At 62.5% G+C, this 25,473-nt stretch carries 19 protein-coding genes and 2 pseudogenes; 14 read left to right on the top strand and 7 right to left on the bottom strand.

Features of this window, described 5'->3' with window-relative positions; all coding sequences use genetic code 11:
- Positions 1-219 precede the first annotated feature (219 nt).
- Positions 220-1,152, bottom strand: coding sequence for a glycosyltransferase family 8 protein (locus QD208_RS05350; RefSeq protein WP_279836046.1), 933 nt, complete (start codon positions 1,150-1,152; stop codon positions 220-222).
- Positions 1,153-1,484: 332 nt separating this feature from the next.
- Here QD208_RS05350 and upp point away from each other — a divergent pair, with 332 nt between their 5' ends.
- From upp to QD208_RS05335, 3 genes are all read left to right on the top strand, one after another.
- On the top strand, positions 1,485-2,114 hold the full coding sequence (gene upp, locus QD208_RS05345) for a uracil phosphoribosyltransferase (protein WP_043335602.1): 630 nt from the start codon (positions 1,485-1,487) through the stop codon (positions 2,112-2,114).
- Positions 2,115-2,235: 121 nt separating this feature from the next.
- Positions 2,236-3,522, top strand: a complete 1,287-nt coding sequence (locus tag QD208_RS05340; protein WP_279836045.1) for a uracil-xanthine permease family protein — start codon at positions 2,236-2,238, stop codon at positions 3,520-3,522.
- A gap of 190 nt (positions 3,523-3,712) precedes the next feature.
- Positions 3,713-4,936 (top strand): glycosyltransferase, encoded by a 1,224-nt coding sequence (locus QD208_RS05335; protein ID WP_279836043.1) that lies wholly within the window; start codon positions 3,713-3,715, stop codon positions 4,934-4,936.
- A gap of 541 nt (positions 4,937-5,477) precedes the next feature.
- On the opposite strand, the pseudogene QD208_RS17660 reads toward QD208_RS05335, so the two are convergent.
- The 3 genes and pseudogenes from QD208_RS17660 to QD208_RS05320 all read right to left on the bottom strand — a co-directional run.
- A pseudogene (locus QD208_RS17660) lies at positions 5,478-5,684 on the bottom strand (helix-turn-helix domain-containing protein); the annotation flags it as partial.
- 198 nt (positions 5,685-5,882) lie between these two features.
- The gene (locus QD208_RS05325) at positions 5,883-8,159 is read right to left on the bottom strand and encodes a cache domain-containing protein (RefSeq protein ID WP_279836040.1); all 2,277 of its coding nucleotides are present in this window, start codon (positions 8,157-8,159) and stop codon (positions 5,883-5,885) included.
- Positions 8,156-9,757 (bottom strand): sigma-54 dependent transcriptional regulator, encoded by a 1,602-nt coding sequence (locus QD208_RS05320; protein WP_279836039.1) that lies wholly within the window; start codon positions 9,755-9,757, stop codon positions 8,156-8,158. Before QD208_RS05320 ends, QD208_RS05325 begins: the two co-directional genes overlap by 4 nt.
- Positions 9,758-10,395: 638 nt before the next feature.
- Here QD208_RS05320 and QD208_RS05315 point away from each other — a divergent pair.
- From QD208_RS05315 to QD208_RS05270, 10 genes and pseudogenes are all read left to right on the top strand, one after another.
- Positions 10,396-11,319: a substrate-binding domain-containing protein gene (locus QD208_RS05315; protein WP_279836036.1), complete on the top strand. Its 924-nt coding sequence runs from the start codon at positions 10,396-10,398 to the stop codon at positions 11,317-11,319.
- Positions 11,320-11,345: 26 nt separating this feature from the next.
- Positions 11,346-12,020 carry an ABC transporter permease gene (locus QD208_RS05310; RefSeq protein WP_199852303.1) on the top strand — a complete coding sequence of 225 codons (675 nt, stop codon included), beginning with the start codon at positions 11,346-11,348 and terminating at the stop codon, positions 12,018-12,020.
- Positions 12,021-12,138: 118 nt separating this feature from the next.
- Positions 12,139-12,951, top strand: coding sequence for an ATP-binding cassette domain-containing protein (locus tag QD208_RS05305; RefSeq protein WP_279836034.1), 813 nt, complete (start codon positions 12,139-12,141; stop codon positions 12,949-12,951).
- A 153-nt stretch (positions 12,952-13,104) separates the two neighbouring features.
- On the top strand, positions 13,105-13,821 hold the full coding sequence (gene mobA / locus QD208_RS05300) for a molybdenum cofactor guanylyltransferase (RefSeq protein WP_279836032.1): 717 nt from the start codon (positions 13,105-13,107) through the stop codon (positions 13,819-13,821).
- 516 nt (positions 13,822-14,337) lie between these two features.
- A complete protein-coding gene (gene mobB, locus QD208_RS05295; RefSeq protein ID WP_054556297.1) occupies positions 14,338-14,937 on the top strand; it encodes a molybdopterin-guanine dinucleotide biosynthesis protein B in 600 nt (199 codons plus the stop codon).
- A complete protein-coding gene (gene glp, locus QD208_RS05290) occupies positions 14,934-16,373 on the top strand; it encodes a gephyrin-like molybdotransferase Glp (protein WP_279836028.1) in 1,440 nt (479 codons plus the stop codon). Before mobB ends, glp begins: the two co-directional genes overlap by 4 nt.
- A 163-nt stretch (positions 16,374-16,536) precedes the next feature.
- Positions 16,537-17,385, top strand: a complete 849-nt coding sequence (gene moaC / locus QD208_RS05285; protein WP_279836026.1) for a cyclic pyranopterin monophosphate synthase MoaC — start codon at positions 16,537-16,539, stop codon at positions 17,383-17,385.
- Position 17,386: 1 nt separating this feature from the next.
- Positions 17,387-17,848 (top strand): annotated as a pseudogene (locus QD208_RS05280) (molybdenum cofactor biosynthesis protein MoaE); the annotation flags it as partial.
- Positions 17,849-18,003: 155 nt separating this feature from the next.
- Positions 18,004-18,993: a GTP 3',8-cyclase MoaA gene (moaA, locus tag QD208_RS05275; RefSeq protein WP_054556294.1), complete on the top strand. Its 990-nt coding sequence runs from the start codon at positions 18,004-18,006 to the stop codon at positions 18,991-18,993.
- Between the two features lie 240 nt (positions 18,994-19,233).
- Entirely contained in the window at positions 19,234-19,518 is a 285-nt protein-coding gene (locus QD208_RS05270) for a hypothetical protein (protein WP_043336782.1), read from the top strand.
- 209 nt (positions 19,519-19,727) lie between these two features.
- Here the strand turns inward: QD208_RS05270 and QD208_RS05265 are convergent, their stop codons facing one another.
- Positions 19,728-21,308, bottom strand: coding sequence for a ribonuclease J (locus QD208_RS05265; RefSeq protein WP_043336797.1), 1,581 nt, complete (start codon positions 21,306-21,308; stop codon positions 19,728-19,730).
- Between the two features lie 414 nt (positions 21,309-21,722).
- On the opposite strand from QD208_RS05265, the gene purU reads away from it, so the two are divergent.
- On the top strand, positions 21,723-22,577 hold the full coding sequence (purU, locus tag QD208_RS05260) for a formyltetrahydrofolate deformylase (RefSeq protein WP_054556293.1): 855 nt from the start codon (positions 21,723-21,725) through the stop codon (positions 22,575-22,577).
- A gap of 118 nt (positions 22,578-22,695) precedes the next feature.
- On the opposite strand, the gene dinB is transcribed toward purU, so the two are convergent.
- Together dinB and QD208_RS05250 are read right to left on the bottom strand one after the other, a co-directional pair.
- Positions 22,696-23,754 carry a DNA polymerase IV gene (gene dinB, locus QD208_RS05255; protein WP_279836023.1) on the bottom strand — a complete coding sequence of 353 codons (1,059 nt, stop codon included), beginning with the start codon at positions 23,752-23,754 and terminating at the stop codon, positions 22,696-22,698.
- Between the two features lie 164 nt (positions 23,755-23,918).
- The gene (locus QD208_RS05250; protein ID WP_279836022.1) at positions 23,919-25,265 is read right to left on the bottom strand and encodes a Na+/H+ antiporter family protein; all 1,347 of its coding nucleotides are present in this window, start codon (positions 25,263-25,265) and stop codon (positions 23,919-23,921) included.
- Positions 25,266-25,473 lie beyond the last annotated feature (208 nt).

Here is a 25,473-nt window from a genome sequence, read left to right as displayed (position 1 = left end):
ATACGACTTTGCCTGCAAAGTGATGAAATTACAATGCTCTATAAGTGGTTTCATGGTTTTTGCATAGAGTAGTTTTTAGTTGTGAGTATAGTGGGGTGGAAGTATGAGGTATAAGTGACGCCCCCAAATATACGTATTGTATATATTTTTATGATTGCGTATTGGTATATGTGTTAGGTTATAACCATGGTTGGCGCGTTAGTTTTGCGCCAACCAAGGTCAGGCGTTTTTGTGTATGTCGATCAATTGTTTGCTCATTCTTTTCCTCTTTTCGTAGAGAAAAATTTTCTGTACTGATGCATAGAATCTTATTCTTCTATGTAATGCAGTTTTCTGGGTTTTAACTGGCCATGGGGTTTTGCGACGATAAATAGTATATAATGCTTTTAATGGATGCAAGCTATGAGCATCCCATGGTTTACTGTTTTTTCCCATATAGTGAACCATGATCGGTTCCTGAATTGACTTCAAGAATTCATTTTTATCCCTATGCTGTTCGTTCATACGCTTTTCTAAAATTTTATAGGCAGGTCGTTGAGCATTCCATGTTAATGGAAGGCGATACCATTCCCCTTGGGCGACTTTGTTAATTGCGCATTGTTCATTATGTGCACACAATTCAGGGTGAGCTAATAAAAACTCCAGCCCTCTCTTTCCTATTTTTTCTTCTTTCCACTGCTTCATATTGATAAGCATTAATCCACAGTTGAAGTAATCACCTTTTTTCAAACCAAGGCGACTATATGGAGATCTACCGATATTTTCCACAGCAGCAATTGTGAAACTTTCCCCACTGGTTTCCCCATATATATCTAATAAATCGCCGACGACAACAGTGTCACAATCCAAACATAGAACTAGTTCTTCATCATCAAGCAATTCATCAAGGTAGAATCTGAAGTAAATTGACTTGCCGTAGCGCTTTATTTTTAGGCCACTAAATTTACTGTCGTCTAGATAAACAAATGCCACATGAGATCCATATTTTTCTATCATGGATGTCAATGTTGATCTTGTGTCTGCTTTGAGCCCAGCGTCACCAATGATAAATTTGAGCTTTTCAGGCTCTTTACAATTGATGATTGCCGATATGATAGTGGTAGCAAGATGTGCGGAGTAATTTTCATCGCATGATATAAATATAGGTAGCATTAATTTCTCTCGTGTAAAATACTTTTGATATTTACATATGATAATGTTTGTGTGCTTTCTAAGCAATGCTGTAAGGTTATCTCCATGAATAGTTACTGTTCGGTTACGAAAACAACTCTGGATACCTGCTCAGGGCGAGGATTGTGTTGCTGGCACGGAGGCTTAGCCCTTGTGGCTAAAGGTAAGGGGGGACAGGGTGGTGGTACTTAACTTGTAAGCCTGCTTCCGCTAGAATGCGCTCAATTTACCAGCCTCCCCGCTGCTATCGTCCGAGCCGGCGGGGGTAGTGCTGCGTATCGTTTGCACCATCTTCTGTCCCAAGAGGTATTTCCATGAGCGTCCATGCCATCAATCATCCACTGGTCCAGCACAAGCTTGGCCTGATGCGTGCAGCAGGCATCAGCACCAAGAGCTTCCGTGAGCTGGCCAGTGAGGTCGCCAAGCTGTTGACCTATGAGGCAACCCAGGACCTGGAGCTGGAAACTACCACCATTGATGCCTGGAGCGGCAACGAGCTGGATGTCCAGACCATCAAGGGCAAGAAAGTGACCATCGTCCCGATCCTGCGCGCCGGCCTGGGCATGCTGGATGGCGTGACGGACCTGATTCCCCCGGCACGCATCAGCGTCGTGGGTCTGTACCGTGATGAAGAGACGCTGGAGCCGGTACCGTATTTCGAGAAGTTCGTGTCAGATCTCGACGAGCGTCTGGCCATCGTGATCGACCCGATGCTGGCGACCGGCGGCTCCATGATCGCCACACTGGACATGCTCAAGGCCAAGGGCTGCCAGCAGATCAAGGTCATCGTGCTGGTCGCGGCGCCTGAGGGGATCGCCAAGGTGCAGGAATCCTACCCGGACATCGAGATCTACACCGCCTCCGTCGATGACCGCCTCGACGAGAACGGTTACATCGTGCCGGGTCTCGGCGATGCCGGCGACAAGATCTTCGGCACGCGCTAAGCGCCCGCCAGAGATGACAACGCCCTGCGCATCTGCGCGGGGCGTTTTTGTATCTGTCTGACCTGTCTGAGCAGTCAGGATCAGGCGGTTGACTCCTCCGCCCGTGAAAAGAAGTGCTGCCATGTCGTCTTCATCACCGTCCTCTGATACCTCCTCTCCCCATGCGTCGTCTGCCCATGTGCCCTTGCCGGAACAGGAAGGGTTCTCGCTGACGACTCTCGTCACCGGCGCGCAGATGCTGTTCGTCGCCTTTGGTGCGCTGGTGCTGGTCCCGCTGCTGACCGGGCTTGATCCCAACATCGCCCTGTTCACGGCCGGTGTCGGCACCCTGGTCTTCCAGTGCGTGACCAAGGCCAGCGTGCCGGTCTTCCTCGCCTCATCGTTTGCCTTCATTGCGCCCATCCAGAGCTCGGTCGCGAACTTCGGCATTCCTGCCACCATGGGCGGCTTGTTCGTCGCGGGCCTGGTCTATGTATTGCTGGCGCAATGCATTCGCCTCAAGGGTGTCGGCATCGTGCATCGCCTGCTGCCGGCCGTCGTGGTCGGTCCGGTGATCATGGTCATCGGTCTGGCGCTGGCACCGACGGCAGTGCAGATGGCCACCGGCGAATTCAGCGACAACATCTCGCATGCACAGGCGCTGACGTTGTCATTGGCCAGTCTTGGCGTAACGCTGGTGCTATCGATATTCGGGCGTGGCATGTTGCGCCTGGTGCCGATCCTCGGCGGTATCCTGACGGGGTATGGGCTGGGGCTGGTGATGGGGGTGATCGACCTCTCGCCGGTGCATGCCGCTGAGTGGCTGGCGCTGCCAAGCTTCACTGCGCCGACCTTCGAATTTTCCGCCATTCTGTTCATGATTCCCGTCGCCATCGCGCCTGCCGTCGAGCACATCGGCGACATGGTGGCGATCGGCTCGGTGACACGGCGCGACTACCTGAAGAAGCCGGGGCTGCATCGCACGCTGCTCGGTGACGGCCTGGCGACGTCGGCAGCGTCACTGTTCGGTGGTCCGCCCAATACCACCTATTCCGAAGTGACCGGTGCGGTGATGCTGACCCGCAATTTCAATCCGCGCGTAATGACGGTCGCGGCCTGTGTCGCGATCTCGCTGGCCTTCATCGGCAAGGTCGGCGCCGTGCTGCAGACGATCCCCACGCCGGTGATGGGCGGCATCATGTGCTTGCTGTTCGGTTCGATCGCGGTGGTCGGCATGAACACGCTGGTGCGCGCGGGGGATTCACTGACCGCACCGCGCAATCTGGTGATCGCCTCCTTGATCCTGGTGTTCGGGATCGGTGGCATGCAGGTCGGTGGTGGTCAATTCACGCTGCAGGGCGTGAGCCTGGCCGCCATTCTGGGCATCGTGCTCAACCTGATTCTGCCGCCGGCGAAAGAGGGAGAATGATTACCATTTGATGAGTGGTCGCAGGGAACATTTCCGCGAATGACGGTTCAGATAAATGCAACTCTCCTGTGCTGAGTGACTGGCACATGTGAGTTGCATTTTTCGTTTTCCCACCAGACGCCAGCTATCGTTTTCGCATGTCTTTCACGCGACACAAAGCGGTACTGGCGGACATTCGAAGGAGTGATGCTTGCGTACCCTGGTCGTAGTGAGAAGCCTGAAAATGGGCGGCATGGAGCGAGTGGCGGTCAATCTTGCCGACAGTCTGGCCGCGAATGACCACGAGACGCATATGGTCATCTGGCGCGGTCGTGATCAGGTGCTTGAACCGCAGGATGCCAGCGTCCAGCAGCACATCGTGCCGATTCAGCAGCGCGTCCAGCGTTCCGTCGGCGGCGCCCTGACGACACTGGCGTCACGTCTGGTGCTCAATCCCGTCATCCGCCGCTCCAATTTCGTGTGGGTCGGCAAGGCCGGTGGCGAGGAATTCGCCGTTTGGCTCAAGGAATTCGAGCAGAAATACGGCAAGGTTGACCGCATCATCTTCCGTGGCCTGGGAACCTTCGAGCAGGTGTGGGGCTTCAAGGATTCCCGTGCACGTTACGTGCTGGAAAATCGCGTCAACTTTACCGGCCCGCAGTGGAAGCAGCGCATGTTTGCCCGCTGTCTGCTGGAGGACAAGCATCTGGTGGCGGTGTCCGAGGATGTGGCGCAAGGGGCACGTGACATTGCTCGCCAGCATGGGGTGACGCCGGCGCATATCGAGACGATCGTCAATGCCTGTCCGATCACCCGGATCCGCGAGCAGGCCGCCATGGATGAGCCGGATATCCCCGCTGAGCCCTTCATTCTCAATGTGGCGCGTCTGGTGCCGCAGAAGGACCACGCCCTGTTGCTCGAGGCTTATGCCCTGGCCAATCCGAAGGAGCCGCTGGTGATCGTGGGGGCAGGCAATTGCCGTGAAGCCCTGGAAGCCCAGGCTGAAAGGCTTGGCATCGCCGAGCGGGTGATCTTCGCCGGTCAGCGCGACAACCCCTATGCCTGGATGCGTGCCGCCAGGCTGTTCGTGCTCAGCTCGCGTGTCGAGGGCATGGGTATCGTGCTGATGGAGGCGCTGGCCTGCGGCACACCGGTAGTCTCGGTGGATTGCCGTGGTGGAATACGCGAGATCCTCAAGGGCGAGCTGGAACACGCCATCGCGCCGCATTCCGCCGAAGGCCTCGCGCGACGCATGAACGAGTTGTTGGCAGAGGAGGGCTATCCGATTCGCGAGGAATGGTTGGCAGATTTCTGCCCGCACACCATGGTGGAGCGTTTCCTGGCCGAGCCGGCCACCAATGACCCCTGGGATGAGGCGCGCGAGCAGTCGCCTGATGCTGCGGGCCAGCCTCACTCCCGCGCTGCAAGAGGCTAGCGACGCGCTTTACGCCAACTTGACCGAGCTGGCCAGGGTTGAGCTGGCAGGGCCGAGCAGCTCTCGAGCGAATGCCTGACTAGCGACTCTGTGCGATGCATAGCCACTGGCAGTCTGGGGCCTCGGCAGCGCCGGAGGCCCCGTGGTGGGTGACTTCACTGTTTGCGAGTTCATGGCTTGCGGCTTCAGAGGGCACGAGCTCTCCGCTGGCGGCTTGTGACGCCTCAGGCTTGCGCCAGTGCAGTTGATAGCGCTCCCCGGCATGTAGGCGCGCAGCATCACCGCATTCGAGAAGTGCCTCCTGGCAGGCCGCCGTCGCGGGGAACTCGATACACAGTGCGCCGTGCGTCACCAGCACCAGGCTGTCATGCGCGGCCTGCAGATAGGCGCTGCACTCCGGTGCGAGGCTGCCCAGTTCGATCTGGGGCAGTGGCGATGTCTGCCGGGATTGGTCAATGCGCCGCAGCGTGAGACCCGGCCCACAGCCCGCAATCGGCTCATGCTCGCTGGCACGCAGGATGCGCGGCGGTGCGGTGGGCGCCTCGTCGCTGAAGAAATCGCTCAGCGAGATCGGGAATACCTCGAGAATCTTGTTGAGTGAGCTGACGGAGGGACTGACCGCGTCCTGCTCGACCTGCGAGATGGTCGAATTGGTCACCTGGGCGCGCTTGGCCAGCTCGCGCTGCGAGAGGCCATGACGCGTGCGCAGTTCGCGCAGCCGCTTGCCCAGCGTGCGAGACGCTGCCATTTCCTCGTCTGCCATTTCCTGGCCGTCAGTGGTCTGCGCTGCCTTGCCGGCAGTGAGAGGTTCGGGGGCAGTACGGGAGCTATCGTGCGACATCAGTGGTGCCTGATTGAGTGAGCATGCGCGCAGGCTAGCACGCGGGTGGGAGTGCGTGGCAGTGCGCCTCGCCGCGCCCAGATGAGCTCATTTGTTGCGTGTGGCTCAAGGCGAGCGACTGCTGCCCCCGGCGCTGAGCGTCTCGAGCAGATGGCGCCCTTGATCATCCTCGTGATGCCGGCGTGCGATGCACGGCAGCCACAGGCAGAAGGTGGCGCCGCCACCGGGGGTATCTTCCAGCCATAGCCTGCCCCCCAGCTGGGTGATCAACCCGGATGAGACCGACAGCCCGATGCCCGAGCCATTGGCGCGCGTGGTGAAGAAGGGCGTGAAGATGCGCGACTTGAGGTGCTCGGGCACGCCAGCGCCGTGATCGATGACGCGTATCTCGACTCCCGCCACGGGGGCGAGCTCCGTTGCCGACGTTGGCACTGAGGCTGGCGCTGGCATTGAGGCTGACGTATCCGGACGGCTGTTTGGCTTGCCGTTCATTACGGCCAGCGCCGCATCACGATCACGGCTGGTGATGCACAGCGTATCCGGCGCAGGCGCCATCTCGATGGCGTTGATCAGCAGATTGACCAGCACCTGGGTCAGTTGCGCGCGATCGGCCTCGATCAAGCGGGTCGCCGCCAGCTCATGCTGCAATTGATGGCCGTGATGATCCAGCGCGTGCCTGACCAGCACCTCGACACTGTGGATCGCCTCGTCGGGATGAATCTGGCTGAGGTGAGGCGCGCCGAGTGACGGCGTCAGTGAGTTGCCGTCGCCAATGTCGTTGGAGGCGAGCGGGTCGCGCGCGTACTGACGCAGGTTGTCGACCAGCGCGCGAATGCGCTCGACCTGATGGATGATGGTGGCGATTTCCTCGCGCACCGGCTCGGCCTGTTCACCGAGTATCACCTCGATCAACTCGACATGACCGAGAATCACCGCGGCGGGGTTGTTGATCTCGTGGCCGATACCCGCCGTCAGCTCGCCCAGCGCCGCCAGTTTCTCGCGGGTCAGCAGGCGCGCACGCGCTTCGCGCAGCAGGCGGACGTGCTCCTCCAGCGCCTGACTGCGTTCGCGCAGCGTGGCGGTCTGGGCGCTCAGATCGCGGGTGCGATCCTCCACCTGGGCTTCCAGCGTCTGGGCCGCGAGCTGTATCTCGTGGCGGTGCGCTTCCAGTCGCGCCAGCATGGCGTCGAATTCCTCGGCCAGTTCATCCAGCTCATCACCGTGCCGCTGCGCCGGCCCCAGAGAGGACAGCGGGCCTATGCGCAAGCCCTCCTGGGACGGGGTATCACGTACCGCATGCACCACACGGCGAATCTGTCGGATTGGCTGCATCAGACGCTCGATGCTGCTCCACACCAGCAGCACCCCCAACAGACTGACCGCGATCAGCACCAGGCTGATATGCGTCAGCGTCTCGCGATAGAGTCGCGCGTAGGGTGCCTGCGGGTAGCCTGCGTAGATCATGCCGATCCGCTGGCCATCCAGAGAATCCAGCGGGGCATAGGCGGCCACGAACCAGTCACGAACCACGAAGGCACGATTGATATAGCGCTCGCCATTGCCGATCACCTGACGCTTCACCTCCAGCGAGGCGCGCGTGCCCAGCGCGCGCTCGCCGCTGGCGTCGGTGACATTGGTGGCGATGCGGACATCATCGAGAAACAGGGTGATGGTGCCGGTGCCATCTTCCGGCAGGGTGCCGGGGCCGTAGAGCAGATCGCGGATCTCATCGACCAGACGCGGATCACGGTTGAGCAGGCGGCCCGCATCCAGCGCGCCCAGCAGCTTGCCCTCGCCATCGAGGATGGGCACCAGCGCCCGCAGCAGCATGCCGCGGTTTTCCTCGCGGCGGGCACTGGGTTGTGCGTACGGCGTCTGGCGCAGCGCAAGGCGCGCGCGTTCGGCAAGGGCTGGATCCAGCGTCGCCAGTGAGTCGCTGGACAGCATGTCGAGGCCATCCAGGCTTTCGCCGCGCGCCAGTTGCGGAATCAGCGCGGCGACGCCGGGCGTCTGGCGCAACTGCTCGGTGGGCAGCCAGCGCAGCCAGTCGGCATTGAGGGTGTCCCGCATGGTATCCAGGCGCGGCACCAGGCGTGGCAACAGCTGCGCGGTCTGCTCATCGGGCGCCACCAGCTGGCGCAGGTTACGACGCATCGCCTCCAGGCCATCACGCAGGCGCTGATGCTGGCTCTGCAGCGTGCGGCTGGCGACATCGAGGTCGCTGCGCACGTTCATGTACAGCTGGCGGTCGGTATAGGCCGTGGTCCAGTAGGCGGTCAGGCCGACCAGCGCCAGCATCAGCGCCAGCAGCGGCGCCAGTGTCAGCAGCAGCAGCCTGCGCCGCAGCGAACCGGCGAAGTAATGGCGCAGGCGCTTGATCATGCGCTGCCGTCGGCTCCGTAGGGAGCGGCAGACGCAGTGGAAGAGGCGGGTTGATCGCTCTCGGCGCCGCTCTCAGTACCAATCTCAGTACCAATCTCAGTGCCACTCTCAGTGGCATTCTCAGCGCCACAGTCCTCACTGATTTGCTGCTCGGCGCGCCAGGTGGTCAGTTTGCGATCCAGTGTCTTGCGCGAGATGCCCAGCTGGCGGGCGGCGGCGGACTTGTTGTTGGCATGTCGCTCCAGTACCGCGCACAGATGGGCCTTTTCCACCGCATCCAATGACCACTCGAGCGGATAGCCGCTGCTGGCGGCCTCTTCCTCGATGGAGGTGGTCGCGTCTCCGCTGTCATCCCATGCCGGGTGGCTTGATGCCTGTTCGGCCTGACTGTCGACCGGCAGGGTATCGCCGGGCAGGCGGCCGAGCAGCAAGGCGCGCTCGATGACGTTCTTGAGTTCCCGCACATTGCCGGGCCAGGAATAGTGGCACAGGCGAGTGAGATCAGAATGCTGCCAGGGCACGGCGGGGAGGTTGAGCTCACGCGACAGCTGCCGCGAGAAATGCTGCGCGAGCGCCGGGATGTCCTCCGGGCGCTCGCGCAGAGCCGGCAGTGTCAGGCTCAGCACGTTGAGGCGATAGTAGAGGTCTTCGCGGAAGCGGCCCGCGGCCACCTCCGTCTCCAGCGTGCGATGGGTGGCGGCCACGATACGCACGTCCACCGCCTGTTCCTGCTCACCGCCGACGGGGCGCACGCGGCGCGTTTCCAGCACTCGCAACAGCTTGGCCTGCATCGCCAGGGGCATCTCGCCGATTTCATCCAGGAACAGCGTGCCGCCATCGGCGAAGCTGAACAGGCCATCACGGCCACGGTGCGCGCCGGTGAAGGCCCCCTTGAGGTGGCCGAACAGCTCGCTCTCCAACAGCTCCGGGCTGATTGCACCGCAGTTGACCGGGACGAAGGCGCCGCGCCGACCGGACAGGCGATGCAGATCACGCGCCGCCAGCTCCTTGCCGGTGCCGGATTCCCCAAGAATCAGCACCGGCGAGGGCGCGGGAGCAACGCGCGCGATGATATGCGCCAGCTCCTGCATGGCAGGGCTCTCGCCCTTGAGGCTGGCTTCTTCCTGCTGATGGCGGGCATTGTCGCGACGGAGCAGGAAGTTTTCCCGCGTCAGCTGGCGGCGCTCAAGGCAGCGGTCCAGCGCGGCCTGCAACTGTTCGAGACGAAACGGCTTGATGATGAAATCACAGGCCCCGGCCCGCAGCGCGCGCACAGCGGTCTCGAGATCGGCGTAGGCGGTCATGAAGATGACATCGCTGACCGAAGAGGGCGCAAGCGCCTCATCCCAATCCAGGCCATCACGCCCCGGCAGGCGAATATCGAGCAGGATGAGGTCGAAATGCAGGCGCGAGCGCAGGGCTTCGGCCTGCTCGACACTGTCGGCGCATTCGATCAGCGCGAAGCGCGAGGACAGTGCCTTCTCCAGATAGCGGCGCATGCCGGGCTCGTCATCGACGATCAGTACCGAGGCGGTGGGGAGGGGGTCGCTGCCGCTACGCCGGGTCTCACGGGGTGTGGAGGGGGCGTGGGCAGTCATGGCGTTCCTCGGGTCAACAGGGCAGTAATGGTCGCAGGGGAGATCATCTCTATCATGCGGGCATTGTGGCGTGCTGCTCACTGGTAATCTAGCGCTGGATGCCACATTGCTGCCTCTTTCTGCTTACGCTTGCCACAGGCAGGGCCTTGCAGCCTTGTCAGCACGCGGCGCTGGCGCGCAGGGTTGGCAGGCTGCCCCGTTGCGCTACGCAAGGCCCGGCGATGAATCGTCAATCGGGTCGTCATGGGTCAGTGGTGGTCATGCCTGGAGTTATTGTCAGTATTTTCTCGGCCATTCCGGCAGTGCCATTTCAGCAGCGTCATTCGCCCCACTAGGATAGCGACGTCAGCAGGGCGAGAGGGCGAGAGGGGCGTCAGGGATGAGAGGGGCGTCAGGGACGATAGGGACGACAGGAGGCGGGAGCCGGCAAGTCTGCCCGCTGGAGAAGATTCCGGTATCATCGCCGGCTATCTTGCGTGCCAGTCCATGTATCAGCCCCGTCTGGCAAAGCCTTGAAAGCCTTTATTGGATCGTCCGTTTCGTTACCACAGCGCTTTCGGCATGTCGTTTGCAGAGTCAGCATTCACGTTGATGTCATCAAGACCGTCACGCCAGAAAAAATATTCAGGGAGCACCCCATGCCGCAACGCCATACCTTGTCTTCTCGTCGCCTGCTGGCCACCCTCGCAGGCCTGTCATTCGGTGCGCTGAGCATTCTGCCGGCCCAGGCAGCCGACGACATCATCCGTCTGGCCACCACGACCAGCACCTACAACTCAGGCCTGCTCGATCACCTGCTGCCGGAGTATGAACAGGCTCACGATGTCACCATTCAGGTCATCGCGGTCGGTACCGGCAAGGCATTGCGCATGGGCCAGGATGGCGATGTGGATCTGGTGATGACCCACGCCCCGGGCGCCGAGCGCAAGTTCGTCGATGCCGGCTACGGTGTCGAACCGCATGGCGTGATGTACAACGACTTCGTGCTGCTCGGCCCCGAGGCGGACCCGGCGGCCATCGACGGAATGCAGGATGTGGACGCGGCACTGGGCAAGATCGCCGGTGCCAATGCCGGCTTCATCTCGCGCGGCGATGATTCCGGCACCCACAAGAAGGAATTGGCCCTGTGGCAGAGTGCCGATGTCACCCCTGATTTCTCCGGCTACAAGGCCGTCGGCCAGGGCATGGGCAAGGTGCTGAGCATGGCCAGTGAACTGCAGGATTACACCTTGAGCGATCGCGGCACCTGGCTTGCGATGGAAGACAAGCTCGAGCTTGAGATTCTGGTCGAGGGCGATGCGCGCCTCTTCAACCCCTATCAGGTGATTCTGGTCAACCCGGCCAATCATGACGGGCTCAATACCCGTGGTGCGCGTGAGCTTGCCGAATGGCTGATCTCCAGCGAAGGGCAGCAGGCAATCGATGATTACCGTCTCAAGGGCAAGGCGCTGTTCCATGCCAGCCATGGCGAAACCGGCTTCGATGCTCGCCAGACAGCGGACCGCGCCTCTGAGCGCACGCCGGTGAAGGCGCAGGGCGCACAGGCTGAGCCGCGTACGTGAGCTTGTGGCAAACCACGCAGGAGGCCATGAGCCTCCTGCTGAGCATGGATGGCGCGCTGTGGGAGATCATCGGCGTGTCGTTTCGTGTCTCGTTGATGGCGATGTTGATCGCGGTGCCACCGGCACTGTTGATCGCCTTCGTGCTGGTTCGCTGTGCCTTCCCGGGGCGCTGGCTGCTGATCTCGCTGATCAATACCCTGATGGCCGTCCCCACCGTGGTGGTGGGGCTGCTGCTGTTCATCCTGCTGTCGCGCGCTGGTCCGCTGGGCGACTGGCATCTGCTGTTCACTCAGCCGGCGATGGTGATCGGGCAGATTCTGCTCGCCCTGCCGATTCTTGTAGTGATGCTGCATGCCGCGCTGGCGGGCGTCGACAAGCGTGCCTGGGAGACGGCCTTGCAGCTGGGGGCGTCGCGCCGGGCGGCGCTGTGGCGGCTGGTGATGGAGGCCCGGTTCGGCGTGATGGCGGCGTTGGTGGCCGCGTTTGGTAGAATCATCGCTGAAGTGGGTTGCGCCATGATGGTGGGTGGTAACATTGCCGGTTTCACGCGCAATATCACCACGGCCATCGCGCTGGAAACCCTCAAGGGCGAGTATGCCCAGGGGGTCGCCCTGGGCATGGTATTGCTGGTGTTGGCACTGGCGCTCAATCTGATGCTGGGGCTGTTGCGCGGTCGCGGTCAGCTGGTGGTGCAGGCGTGACCCGCGGCCTCGCCGCCAGTCACGTTCTGCTCCCGCAGCCTGCCAGCCGCCTGCCAGCCAGTTGAGACAAGCACACCAGCACTGATCGCGTCAGGCTGAATCGTCGTATGGAGTCATGATGTTCCCCCCTAGTTCTTCGTCCTCGTCTGTTCCCCCGGGCGACCCCTCCTGCCCGGTGGCGGGGACTGGCTTCGCGCAAGCCGCGCCGCCTGCTGCCCAGGCACTCGCTGCCGACGCAAGCGTTGCCCCTCTGTTGCGTGTGCGCGGCCTCGAATATCGCTTGCCGCCTGCGGCGCAGGCATCCGGCGAGGGCGTTGAGGCGCAAGGGCGCCTGTTGTGGCATGTGGCGGCGCTGGATTGGGCGCCGACCCCGACGTCCGGCTGGGTGCACCTCAAGGGTGACAACGGCAGCGGCAAGACCACGCTGCTGCGCGTGCTGGCCGGCATGCAGCCAGCGACTGGCGGCAAGCTTGAATGGCAGACCCGTGACGCTCATCCGGTGCGCTACCTGCACCAGCAGCCGTATCTGTTCGACACCAGTGTTGCCGGCAATCTGGTGCTGGCGGCTCGCTGGCAACCCGACAGCGGCTCTGCCGGCCAGCAACGTGATCAGGTCGAGGAGATGCTGCGCTGGAGCGGGCTGAGCGATCAGGCCCGTCAGCCCGCTCGCTCCCTGTCGGGTGGCGAGCGTGCCCGCCTGGCATTGGCGCGCACCTGGTTGTCGCGTCCGCCAGTGCTGTTGCTGGATGAGCCTGCCGCCAATCTGGATCAGGCCGCCGTCGAGCAGTTGGCGCTGCGACTGGAGCAGATGTGCCAGCAGGGATGTGCGGTGATCCTGTCCTCGCATCAGGACAATGCCTTGAGTCAGGGCTCGAGTGCGCGCTGGACGCTGAGCGCTGCCAGCCTGCACACTGAGCCCACAGCGGGCTGAGTCGTCTTCATGGGCTGAGCCTTCAGTGCAAGCACCTCAAGCTTCAGGGCTGAGAAAGCCCTGTTCATCAGCCGCTTGCACTGGATGCCCTGCCAGCGGCCCTGCTGCATGACATTACCTGCGCCTTTGCGCACTCGACCGGGATACGCCTTCATGCCGAGCTCCAATCACACCTCTGACGCCACGCCACTGCCGAGCGATGCCGAGCAGCTCAAGGCCTCGCTCACGCCCGCCAATATCACCGGGGTGGTGCTGGCCGGTGGCCAGGCGCGGCGCATGGGTGGTGTCGACAAGGGACTGGTCATGCTCAATGAGGTGCCGCTGGTGGCGCATGTGCTGGCGCGCCTGACCCCTCAGGTGGGCGAGCTGCTGATCAATGCCAACCGCTCGCACGCCGAATATGCCGCCTATGGGCATCCGCTGGTCAAAGACAGTGAGCAGGGTTACCACGGCCCCCTGATGGGCATGGCCAGTGCACTGGCGGCAGCGCGGACGCCCTGGGTGATGATGGTGGCCTGTGATGTGCCGCACCTGCCCAATGAACTGGTCGAGACGCTGAGTGTGGCGCTGATCGACCATGCCAACGGCGACCGGCTGGAAGGCTTCACTGTCGAAGGCGGTCACGCGGTTGATGCCGGGCCTGCGCTGCTGGCCGTGGCGGCAGACGAGTTCCGTTACCATCCGGTGATCTGTCTCATGCATCGTGGCTTGCTGCCCTCGCTGCAGGCGGCGCTGGCCGCTGGCGAGCGCAAGATCGACCGTTGGTTCGATCAGCACGTCTGGCTCAAGGTTCAGGCGGGCAGCGAGCAGGACTTCGCCAATCTCAATACCCTTGAAGAGTGCCGTGAGATGGAAGCCGGCTCGCGCTGAGCGTGCTTCTTTCCTGACGTCCTCTGCGTGTCATCCGTTCCCGCTTGCACGCCCAGAGTGTGTCATTGTGATGCAGGTCGTCATCGCCGGGAGCGTCTCTTCAGGAGTCTGGCGGGTTATTGTCTTTGCCTGCCCGGTATTGATGGCCTTGGCGTTGCACCTTGAAAGTGTCGTGTCTGGCGGTTCTGACGGGTGTCTTGCCACTCTGCGTGGTTGCCCCCATTGAGCCCTTGCTCATATCGAGCCGTTGCCCCATTGAAATGAGCGCCGTGCGTGTTCACCTTCATGGCATCCGCTCAGCCCGCATTGTCATCGTCATCTTTTCCCTTGCGGGCGCGGGAGCGCTGGGGTGAGCCCGTCGACAGGCCGCCATACGCCGGAATCATCAAGAGAACCTTCATGCCTGAGTCCTCCTCCACGACTGACCAGCGTGCTGATACCGCTGTCAGTGCTGAACATTCCCCCCCCCGCAGTGATGCTCCCACGGCGCGTGGTGATATTTCTCATGAGGTCGGGATGTCGCCCGCCTGGCAGGCACGGCTGGCGGCGTCAGCGTGTCCGCTGCTGGGCATCGCGGCCTGGAGCGGTACCGGCAAGACCACGCTGCTCGAGCAGCTGCTGCCCGAGTTGAGAGCGCGCGGCCTCCGTGTCGCCGTGATCAAGCATGCGCATCATGCCTTTGATGTCGATACGCCGGGCAAGGACAGTCATCGTCTGCGAACGGCCGGTGCCGTGCCGATGCTGGTGGCGTCTGCCAAGCGCTTTGCGCTGATGATGGAGACGCCGGACCAGGCGGAGGCCGATCTGGAGCAGCTGGTGGCGCAGCTCGAGGGGCTGGAGGTGGACCTGATTCTGGTCGAGGGCTTCAAGCAGTGGCCGCTGCCCAAGCTTGAGCTGTACCGCGAGGCCGTGGGCAAGCCGCTGCGAGCCCCAGAGGACCCCTGGATCCATGCGCTGGCGACACCGGCGGCGCAGCTGCCGCCTCGTGATGATGTCCCGCAGGACCTCAAGCGGCTGGACCTTGATGATCCTCAGGCGCTGGCCGCCTGGATCGCCGCCTGGCCGGTGCATTGGCGTCTGGAAGGCGGCAAGCCGCGTGGCGAGGTGGGCGCATGAGCCTGTCGTGTTTCGATCCGCGTTTCGGCGAGCGCATGCTGAGTGTCGATGAAGCCTTGAGCGTGCTGGGGGAGAGCCTGGCGGGCGTGATGCGCACGCCGCGCAGCGAGCGTGTCGCCCTGGCGCAGGCGCCCGGGCGTGTGCTCGCCGAGACGGTCATCTCGCCGCTGGATGTTCCGGCGCAGACCAACGCGGCGATGGACGGCATCGCGCTGGCGCGGGCTTCATTGCCAGACCCGGCGAGCGGCGAGCCCCTGAGCGATCGCGGCGAGTTGAGCGATCACTGCGAGCTGAGCGTGATCGGCAGCTCGCTGGCGGGCCATCCCTGGACGGGTCGGGCGCTGGCCGCGGGGGAGGCCATGCGCATCACGACCGGTGCGGCCTTGCCCGCAGGCGCCGACACCGTCGTCATGCAGGAGCAGCTCGAGTATCGCTCCGCGCAGGGCGAGGACCGAGCTGAGGGCGAAGCAGGCGAGCGGGTGGTGATCGAGGGCGTGACCAGCATTCGCCGTGGCCAGAATGTGCGTCAGGCCGGAGAGGACATCGCGCGCGGCAGCCAGGTGATGGTGCCGGGCCAGTGGCTGACGCCCGCCGCCGTGGGCGTGCTGGCGTCGCTCGGGCTCGCCGAGGTCGCTGTCTATCGGCCGCTGACGGTGGCGATCTTCTCCACCGGTGACGAGGTCACGGCCCCCGGCGAGACACTGCCGGCCGGCGGTATCTATGACGCCAATCGCTTCAGCCTCGTGGCGCTGCTGCGCGATCAGGGCATCGAGGTGCTGGATCTTGGCATCCTGAGCGATGACGAGGCGAGCGTGACTGCTGCCCTGCGTGATGCCGCGACGCGTGCCGACATGGTCATCACCTCCGGCGGCGTGTCGGTGGGCGAGGCCGATCATGTGCGCAGTGCCCTCGCTGCCTGTGGTGAGCTCGCGCTGTGGCGCATCGCCATGCGTCCGGGGCGCCCGCTGGCGTTCGGCATGTTGCGTGCCATTCCCGCCGACGACGCGTCGTCATCTGGGCAGGTGCCGTTCTTCGGCTTGCCGGGTAATCCGGTGGCGACCATGGTCACCTTCCTGCAGTTCGTGCTGCCCGCGCTGCGCCTGTTGTCGGGACAGCAGCGGTTGGCGAAGGCTGAGGCGAAGGATGAGGAGGGCGCCTCCGCGACGACGCTGGCGCAGTGGCAAGCCCCGCGCCTGCAGTTGATCGCCGGCGAGACGTTGCGCTCACGTGCCGAGCGTGTCGACTATCATCGCGGCCAGATCGTGCTGGATGACCGGGGGCGGCAGGTGGTGATGACCACGGGGCGGCAGGGCTCGGGTATTCTGACCTCGATGTTGCTGGCCGAATGCCTGATCGAGATTCCCGCCGGCTGCGCCACGCTTCACGCCGGCGAGCCGGTCATGGTGCAGTGGCTGGGCAGTCGCGGCATCGTCTAGGTGATGCCCTCGCAGTGGTCATGCCAGCTGATTCATGAAAAGATAGTCTGCTAATTTCTTGGCCAGTCCTGTCCATCAGGGCTTGCCTGCCTGCTTCTTCAGGCATTGGTATTTCAGAGATTGACGCCAGTCAGGCGCACCCGATACGGATACGAGACAGCTCATGAGCCTTACTCATCTCAACGCACGCGGCGAAGCCCATATGGTGGATGTTGCGGACAAGCAGGAAACCCGCCGCGAGGCGCGAGCCAGCGCACGCGTCAGCATGCTGCCTGCCACGCTCGCTCTGCTCGCCGAAGGTGGCCTGCCCAAAGGGGATGTGCTGGCGACGGCGCGTATTGCCGGCATCCAGGCGGCCAAGCGCACTCATGAGCTGATTCCGCTCTGTCATGCCTTGATGCTCTCCAAGGTGACGGTCGACTTCACGCTGGACAGCGCCAACAGCTGCGTGGAAATTCAGGTGCTGTGTCGCCTCAATGGGCGTACAGGTGTCGAGATGGAGGCGCTGACGGCGGCCTCGGTGGCGGCATTGACGCTCTATGACATGTGCAAGGCGGTCGACAAGGGTATCGTGATCGGCGATATCCAGCTCGAGACCAAGACCGGTGGCAAGAGTGGTGATTGGCAGCGCCCGGACGAAGCCGCCGCTGTCGAGCAGACGCCGGCTGAGCCAAGCCGGACTGGGCCAAGCCGTGCTGCGACAGCTGAGCCCATCGAAGCGACAGCGGGACAGGCCGCTCCGGCGGCACGCGGCGATGCCACCGTGCGGGTTCTCTTCCTGGCGGAGCTGCGGGAACGCCTGGATCTCGACAGCCTGGCGCTGAACCTGACGACGCTGTCCCAAGCGACGGTCGGGGGCCTGAAGCGCACCCTGGCGCTGCGTGACCCTCAGCTTGAAGCGCTCAATGACACTCGCGTGCTGTGCGCCGTCAATCAGGACATGGTGCGCGATGACCACCCACTGAATGCCGGTGATGAAGTCGCCTTCTTCCCACCGGTGACGGGGGGCTGACATGACCCAGGTCGCAAACGAAGCTTCGCAGGCCTTTTCGGTCAGCATTCAGGCCAGCGATTTTGATCTGCGTGTCGAGCAGGACATTTTGACGCGTGGGCGCGGCGACATCGGTGCCGTGGTGTCCTTCACGGGGCTGGTGCGGGATTTCAATCAGCGACCGGATGTCGTCGCGCTGACGCTGGAGCACTATCCCGGCATGACGGAGCGCAGCCTCGAACGCTTGATAACAGAGGCGCGCGAGCGCTTCCCGCTCACCGGGGTGCGCATCATTCACCGTGTCGGACGGCTCGAGCCCGGCGACAATATCGTGCTGGTGCTGGTCGCCAGTGCGCATCGTCAGGCGGCCTTTGCCGGCTGTGACTTCCTGATGGACCACCTCAAGTCGCGGGCGCCTTTCTGGAAAAAGGAGCACACCGCCACAGGAGATTATTGGGTGCGGGAACGTTCGAGCGATCGCGAGGCACTTGAGCGCTGGCATCCAGAGTCCACGGTGACGGCGGAGGGTGAAGCAGTATCCCCCTTTGTCGAGCAACACAAGGCTGATGACTCATTGGCCGAGGCCAGCGGCGAAGAGAGACAATCAGCGCTGGCAACACCCAAGTTTTCGGGAGAGTCATGATGGAAACCCTGGTCGATGACTTCGGTCGTCGCATCCGCTATGTTCGCCTGTCAGTGACGGACCGCTGTGACTTTCGCTGCGTCTATTGCATGAGCGAAGAGATGACCTTTCTGCCGCGCGACGAGGTGTTGAGCCTCGAAGAGATCGCGTTGCTGGCGCGCGCCTTCGTGGAATTGGGGGTCGAGAAGATTCGCCTGACCGGCGGGGAGCCGCTGGTGCGGCGTGATATCGGCAAGCTGGTCGATGAAATCGGTGCGCTCGAGGGGCTCAAGGACTTCTCGATGACCACCAACGGCGCGGGTCTTGCCAAGCACGCCGCGCAGTTGAAGGCCGCCGGCATGTCGCGGCTGAATATCAGCCTTGATTCTCTGGACCCGGAGCGCTTCAAGGCGCTGACGCGTACCGGCGACCTGAACAAGGTGATCGCCGGCATCCGTGCTGCGCGCGAGGAAGGCTTCCGCATCAAGCTCAATGCAGTGGTGCTGAAAGGGCGCAATGATCACGAAGTGGTGTCGCTGGTCGAATTCGCGCGTGAGGAAGGGTTGGACATCAGCTTCATCGAGGAGATGCCGCTGGGCCAGGTCTCGGACCACGGTCGTGACGAGACCTTCTGCTCCAGTGATGATGTCCAGGCGCGCATCGAGACGCGTTATCCGCTGATTCCCACGCTTGAAGACAGCCTGGGGCCGGCCCGTTATTTCCGCATGGCGGACAGCGAATCACGGGTGGGATTCATCTCACCGCACAGTCATAACTTCTGCTCGACCTGCAACCGCGTTCGCGTCACGGTAGAGGGGCGTCTGTTGCTGTGTCTTGGCAATGAGCACTCGCTTGACCTGCGTGACATCATGCGTCGCCACCCGGGTGACATCGAGCCGCTCAAGGCCGCGATCATCGATGCCATGCACCTCAAGCCCGAGCGTCATCACTTCACGACGGACGGTGATGTCCAGATCGTTCGCTTCATGAACATGACAGGAGGCTGAGTCCTTTTTCGTCATCAGTCGTGGCGCTCATGTGGATCGAGCTATCTCGGATAACTCACAGGCGCTCACAAGAACCCCGCTATCAAGCGGGGTTTTTGTTGGTCTATCCTGTGGAAACACTGCCTTGCTTTTGACAAGGCTTGTTAGTTCATATTTAGCGCTTATACTTTGCTGCATTATCACATCCAATGCGATGACTCGCAGGGATTCCAGCTCAGTGCATATGGTGGAGGTAGCGAAATGACAGCCGATTCTCTCGAAAAGATCGCTCGTAACAAGAATGTTGCTCGTGCAGCAGCGCGTCAGCTGTCCATGGAACAACTGCACAAGCTGTCCGAGGTCATCAATGAGGTGATCGAGCAGAAAGCCGAAGAAGACGAGCAGCGCCGCGAAGAAGAAATCGCCAAGGAGCGCAAGCTTGCCGAGATTCGTGATGCGATGATCGAAGCTGGCCTTTCCGTGGATGATCTGGTCAGTGATCAGCCCAAGCGTCGTGGCCGTCCGCCGAAGAACAAGTCCGTTTGAGACCTTCGGCCTGACGCCATGGAGGTGGCTGAAGCGCTTGAGATCGAGATTGCCAGCCGGCTAGTCGGCAATCTCGCCATCACCAGTCCCTGAGCGCCTCCCAGCAGCAGAAAAGCCCGCCCGGTATTTCCCGGGCGGGCTTTTTCATGCGTCGCTTTGAGCAGGGCAATGAGCTCAAGGCGGCCATCACTTCAATGATGGCGCGACACTCACTCCTGATTCATGGCCATGATATGCAGGAAGAGCACCGGCTCATGGCGCAGGTGGTTGCGCAGCCAGCGATTGATGCGGCCATCGAGTTGCTGCTTGAGTTCACGTTCATTGCTGGCATCCAGGCCTGCCAGGGTGTCATCCAGCCACTCGGCGAAGCTGTCTTCATCGAGGCTTGAAGTACCGCTGATATCCAGCATCAAGCGGCCGATGCGAACCCAGCCGGCCTCCTGCAGCGTGACGGGCAACGCCAGCGAGACGCTGCCATGCCGGCCGAGACGCGCGCGGGCACGGCGGTCCATGGAATCCAGCGGACGCACCTTGTCATGCTCGATGATGCGTTCGTGCAGTGTCAGGCGTTTCTCCACCGACAGCCCCTGAGCATCGAGGCGAATCACGTCACCATTGACGGGAATCAGTGGTGCCTCGATGCCCAGGGACTGTGCCACCTGGGTGTGAGCGAGCTGGTGGCGATATTCGCCATGCACCGGCAGCAGGCGTACCGGTTTCAGCCAGCCATAGAAGGTGCGCAATTCTTCCTGCGCCGGGTGCCCGGAGGCGTGCAGGTCCGGGAACTGCTTCTCTTCCATGATGCCGACGCCGAGGCGTGTCAGGGCGTTGTGCAACTTGCCGATGGCCAGCTCATTGCCGGGAATCGCCTTGGAAGAGAAGATCACGGTGTCGCCGGCAGCCAGCTCGAAGTCCGGATGGCGGGAATTGGCCAGGCGTGACAGCGCGGCGCGCGGCTCGCCCTGACTGCCGGTGGCGATCACCATGACCTCTTCCGGGGGCAGGTAGCCCAGGTCCTTCACCGGGACCAGCGGCGGGAAGTCTTCCAGATAGCCGAGACCGCGGGCGACGCGCACCATGCGCTCCATCGAGCGACCCAGCAGCGTGATGCGGCGACCATTGCGAGCGGCGGCGCGCCCCAGCGCCAGGATGCGGGCCAGGTTGCTGGCAAAGCAGGTCACGACGACGCGTCCACGACAGCCGGCCAGCGTCTTCTCCAGCGCACGGGCTACCTCGCCCTCGCTGCGCGAATGACCCGCCAGCGGCGCATTGGTGGAGTCGCCGACGACCAGATCGACCGGTGCCAGTGCCTGATAGCGCTCTGGATCGGTGGGCTCGCCGATCAGCGGCTCCGGGTCCAACTTCCAGTCGCCGGTATGCATCACGCGATATTCCGGCGTGACGATCAGCAACGAGCAGCTTTCCGGAATGGAGTGGGTCAGCGGCAACAATCGCAGCGCGAAGGGGCCGGATTCGAAGCCTTCATCCACCTCGATGATCTGCAGGCTCGAGGTTTCCAGCTCGCGCTCGGCGAACTTGGCGCGCAGCAGGCCAGCCGCCAAGGGCGTTGCAATGATCGGGCAGCGCCATTTCGGCCACAGCCAGGCGACCGCGCCGATGTGGTCTTCGTGGCCATGGGTGATCACCAGCATCTGCGGGCTGATGCCCAGGCTTGCCAGAGACTCGATATCCGGCACCTGCAGCGGACCTTCCGGCAGGTCCTGGCGAATCATCATGCCGCAATCCACGGCAATCCAGTGATCCTGATAACCATACAGCGTCAGATTCATGCCGATCTCGCCGCAGCCACCCAGCGGTAGCAGGTGCAGCGGCGGACGTTGTCTCTGACGGACTTGAACGCGGGGTTTCAACATGGATGTCATGCCATCTATAAAATGTGGCTCAACTATACGGGAATCCCGCGAAGCGCCACAAATGGCGCTGTTGTCCGGTCGAGTCGATTCGAGGGCGGCCCGGCCGTCCGCGTGACGCCTTGAGGTGGGCCGGCGTGATGGCCGCTGATCGCAATGTCGTATTGACCATATGGACAGAATCGGGGCGCAGCACTGTTTCAGGCCGCGTGATCAGCTACAATAGCCCACCTTTGCCGAGGGGCTGCTTACGGGCGGTGTCATGATTCCTCGCGCAGGCCGGCGCTTCGCCGGCTGAACATCATTCCCGCTATCACAATGGTTGAACTTACGATGTCTCACGCCTATCGCCTGGTGGTGTCCTGCCCTGATCAGGTCGGAATTGTTGCCCGAGTTTCCACTTTCATCGCCGAGCAGGGCGGGTGGATCACCGAAGCCAATCAGCATTCTGATCTTGGCGCCGGTCGTTTCTTCATGCGCTATGAGATCAACCCCGAAACCATCGGCCTGAGCGCCGCTGAGCTCGGCAAGCGCTTCGCCCCGATCGGTGAAGAGTTCGGCATGCAGTGGCGCGTGCATGACACCGCTGCCAAGAAGCGTGTCGTGTTGATGGTCTCCAAGGACTCCCATTGCCTGGTGGACCTGCTGCATCGCTGGCAGTCCGGTGATCTGGATTGCGAGATTCCCTGCGTCATTTCCAACCACGACGACATGCGTTCGCTGGTCGAATGGCACGGCATTCCGTTCCATCACGTGCCGGTCGACAAGAATGACAAGGCGCCGGCCTTTGCCGAAGTCGAGCGTCTGGTGGAAGAATCCCAAGCCGATTGCATCGTGCTGGCGCGCTACATGCAGATCATTCCGCCGAGTCTGTGTGAGCGCTATGCTGGTCGCCTGATCAACATCCACCACAGCTTCCTGCCTTCCTTCGTGGGCGCCAAGCCGTATCACCAGGCCTTCGGGCGTGGGGTCAAGCTGATCGGGGCGACTTGTCATTACGTGACCGAAGAACTGGATGCCGGCCCGATCATCGAGCAGGACATCCATCGCGTCACTCACTGCCATACCGCCGAGGAACTGGTGCGCATCGGTCGTGATGTCGAGCAGAAGGTCCTGGCGCGCGGCCTGCGTTGGCACCTGCAGGATCGCGTGCTGATCCACGGCAACAAGACCATCGTCTTCGCCTGAGCCTCGCTTGCTCAACGCATGAGTCTGTCATCGACCTGAGGTCGTGACGAAGAAGCCGGTACCTGTTTCAGGTGCCGGCTTTGTTGTTTGCGGGATGGGGGGGCGCGCCTGGCGCGAGCTAGAACAACCCCAGCTGCTGGGCGTCCTCGCGGGCCTTGAGGCGCACGCCGACGCCCAGCAGGCGGACAGGTCGATGGCCGCGTTGCCAGGCTTGCTCCATCAGCAGGGCGAAGCTGTTGGCGCTCGGCAGCGTGGTGGTCGAGGCGGGGAGCAGGCTTTCCAGCGTGGTGCTCTCGAAGTTGCTGAAGCGGATCTTGACGAACTGCTTGGCCAGTACCGGCCGGTCATGGCGGGCGTGACGGCTGGTCAGGCGTTCGAGCAGGGCAGGCATGCGCTCGAGACAGGCCGGCAGGTCGGGCAGGTCGTGATCGAAGGTGTGCTCGACACTGATCGACTTGCGCTCACGCTCGACACGCACCGGTCGCTCATCGATGCCGTGCGCCAGTTCGTGAAGGCGGGTGCCGAACTTGCCGAAGTGCTCGGCTAGGGTCGTCAACGGCGTGCTGCGCATGTCCTCGCAGGTGGTGATGCCCAGGCGTGTCAGACGTGCCAGCGTCGCCGGGCCGACCCCGTGCAGCTTGCCGACGGGCAGCTGGCGGATGAAGGCGTCGCTGGTCTCGGGAGTGATCACCGTCAGGCCGTCGGGCTTTTCCCAGTCGCTGGCGATCTTGGCCAGAAACTTGTTGGCGGCCACGCCAAGGGAGAGGGTGATGCCGGTGCGCTTGAGCGCCTCTTCCTTCAACCAGCGCCACATCCAGGTGGCGCTGCCCTGAAAGTCAGTCACGGCGCTGACATCCAGATAGGCCTCATCCAGCGAGAGGGGCTCCACTAGGGGCGTCAGCTCATGGAAGAGTGCCTGGATCTCGGCGGAAACGGCGCGGTAGCGCTCGAAGTCCGGGGGCACCAGAATCAGCTGAGGGCACAGGCGCAGCGCGCGGGCAGTCGACATCGCCGAGCGTACGCCGAAGGCACGCGCGGGATAGTTGCAGGTGGCGATGACACCGCGTTGCTCGGTGCGGCCACCGATGGCGATGGGTACGTCGCGCCACTCGGGATGGCGGAGCATCTCGACGGCGGCATAGAAGCAATCGCAGTCGGCGTGGAGGATCTTGCGCATGCGCGCATCATGCTAAAAGACTGGATGGCTGTCCAGTGGCGGCGCCCATTCATTGCGCCTGAGCAGGCTCAGCAACGACAACGCCCGACAGTGAGGAGAGTCCTCTCTGTCGGGCGTTGGCATGTCTGGCATCTCGCTTGGGCGCGAGACTGTCGCTCAGCGGATTACAGCGTCATCGCGGCCACCCAGCCGAACACGATCAGCGGGATGTTGTAGTGGATGAAGGTCGGCACCACGCTGTCCCAGATGTGGTCGTGCTGCTGATCGACATTCAGGCCGGCCGTCGGGCCGAGGGTCGAGTCAGAGGCGGGTGAGCCGGCATCTCCCAGCGCGGCGGCGGTGCCGATCAGCGCGACGGTGGCCAGCGGCGAGAAGCCGAATTGCAGCGCCAGCGGCACGTAGATGGCGGCAATGATCGGAATGGTCGAGAAGCTGGAGCCGATGCCGAGGGTGATGAACAGGCCGACCATCAGCATGACCAGCGCGGCCAGCGGCTTGTTGTCACCGATGATGTGGAAGGAGGCGTCGACCAGGGTCTGGATATCGCCGGTGGCCTTCATCACGGAAGCGAAACCTGCCGCCGAGATCATGATGAAGCCGATCAGCGCCATCATGCGCATGCCGGACGTGAAGAGGTCATCCGCTTCGTTCCACTTGAACAGACCACCCAGCGAGAGGATGGCGAAGCCGACCAGGCCGCCGAGAATCATCGAGCCGGAATACAGCTGAATGCCGAGGGCGGCGATGATGGCGACGCCTGCCATGATCAGGCCGCTCTTGGACGGCGTGTGCATGGGCGTGTGGTGCGGTACGTTGCTGGACTTGATCTCGTGGGTCGCGTAGTCACGCGGCTTGCGGTAGGAGACGAACAGTGCCGTCAGCAGGCCGAGGAACATGCCGCCGACCGGAATCGCCATCGCCATAGGCACCATGCCGCGAGTCACGTCGAGACCGAGCGACTGGCCGGCCTCATTGATATTGGCCAGCAGGATGTCGTTGAGGAAGATGGAGCCGAAACCGACCGGCAGCAGCATGTAGGGCGCGGTCAGGCCGAAGGTCAGTGCACAGGCCACGGCACGACGATCCAGGCGCAGGCGGTTCATGGCGACCAGCAGCGGCGGAATCAGGATCGGGATGAAGGCGATGTGGACCGGAATCAGGTTCTGGGAGGAAATCGCGACCAGGGTCACGCTGCCCAGCAGGCCGTACTTGATGGCCGTCTGGCGGCGCGGCGTGCTTTCGCCATTGAGCAGGCCGATCAGGCGTGCGGCGAGCAGGTCCGGCAAACCGGAGCGAGACAGGGCGACGGCGAAGGCACCGAGAGTGGCGTAGGCCAGCGCGACCTTGGCGCCGCCGCCGACACCGTCATTGAAGGCGCCGAGCGTGTCAGTCAGAGACAGGCCGCTGAACAGACCGCCGACCAGGGCGCCGGCGACCAGCGCGAAGACGACCGAGACGCGAGCCAACGACAGGCCGACCATGACCAGGACGGCCAGAATTACCGCATTCATGCGAGTACCTCTATGTGGGGTTGTGCCAGCTTTGGGAGTGTTGCGGACAGAGCGGGCGAACTGTGGGTGCGTGGCCACCCGATCCCGGGGCAATGCCTCGCATGACGTTTACATTCGTGACGAATGCCTTGCTGTCGCAGTGTTCCTGCGGCTTCCTCCTGAATGCCGTCAAAAACGGCGCATTATCTTACCAGAAGGGCAACGCAAG

It is taken from the genome of Cobetia sp. 29-18-1 (assembly GCF_029846405.1).
Classification (GTDB): Bacteria; Pseudomonadota; Gammaproteobacteria; order Pseudomonadales; family Halomonadaceae; genus Cobetia; species Cobetia amphilecti.
Note: the sequence above shows the minus strand (reverse complement) of the source record. Positions and strands in the feature narration are given on the sequence as shown.